Consider the following 1,166-nt stretch of genomic DNA (forward strand, 5'->3'; position numbering starts at 1 on the left):
GGCATGCGTACTCATCGACTTTGAACGGTCATACCGGTAGCGGCAGACGTACACGGCGTTCACGCCGAAGCGCTCCTTGAGCAGGTGCCCAAGAATTTCGGAGATGGGACCACATTGGCCTCTGGGAAAGCCGTGGAATGCGGAGTCCTTCTGGTGTCTCAATGACTCCGCGCCGCGCCGCGGCGGGCGGCCGCGCAAAACTCTTGAAGCTCAGCTGGGTCGATGGATGACATGTCCGAAGCGTAGCGCTGGCTTGGCGGCCTGTTGGACGGGACGATCCAGCATGGAGCTCGACGCCGAGTCACTCTCAGCCCAGCGGTATCGTCAACGCCGCTCTCAACTTGTGGATTTGCCGAATCCGCCCTGCCATGGACAAGATCACCACACTCATCCCTGACGTTGAAGTTCTGTTGCAACTCGCTCCTGAAGAGCTGGCGGGAACTGTCCTCCGCGTGGCGAATCAACGCCGGCAGCAAAGCGGGATGGTCCACCCAAGCGCGCTCCGGAAGGATTTTGAGGAGGGCTACGGCAACCCTTGTCCTTATCCGCCCAACCGACGCCAAGAGGCCCAGATGGCCGTGGCCGAGGCGTGGAGCTGGCTTTGCACCCAGGGATTGCTGGTGACGGAAATGGACACCAACGGGTCCAATGGCTGGGTGCGACCAAGCAGGCGCGCCCAACAGCTGCTGGAAGCGGAAGCCTTCAAGACCTACGTCGGCAGCCTTGAGTTTCCCAAGGCGCTGCTACACCCCGCGATTGCCGAGGATGTGTGGCTGGACATCGTTCGAGGTGATCCTGGCACGGCCGTGTTCAAAGCGTTCCGGGCCGTCGAGGTCGCCGTGCGCACGGCTGGCAAGTTCTCGGACAAGGATGTCGGCGTGCCGCTGATGCGAGCAGCCTTCGACTACAAAAACGGCCCGCTGACCGACAAGTCGCTGCCGGAGGCGGAGCGAGAGTCGACGGCGCACCTCTTCGCCGGCGCCATCGGGACGTTCAAGAACCCGCACTCGCATCGAACGGTGACTATCGACGATGTTCGGGCGGCCCAAGAGCAGCTGATGATTGCCAGCCACCTGCTGCGCATCGTGGATGAGCGGGTGAAGGCAATGGGGGCTTGAGAGGCGGCGTAGTCGTCAGCCAGGAACTGTCTGCGCCGACGCGAATCT

At 62.4% G+C, this 1,166-nt stretch carries 1 protein-coding gene; it reads left to right on the forward strand.

Features of this window, described 5'->3' with window-relative positions; all coding sequences use genetic code 11:
* Positions 1–368: 368 nt before the first annotated feature.
* A complete protein-coding gene (locus AC1DU6_RS32135; RefSeq protein ID WP_477862263.1) occupies positions 369–1,118 on the forward strand; it encodes a TIGR02391 family protein in 750 nt (249 codons plus the stop codon).
* The last annotated feature ends 48 nt before the right edge of the window (positions 1,119–1,166 follow it).

It is taken from the genome of Roseateles sp. P5_B10, assembly GCF_056400485.1.

Excerpts from the sequence above, each read along its gene's own strand:
- AC1DU6_RS32135 (WP_477862263.1), top strand. The coding sequence starts at position 369 with ATGGACAAGATCACCACACTCATCCCTGACGTTGAAGTTCTGTTGCAA.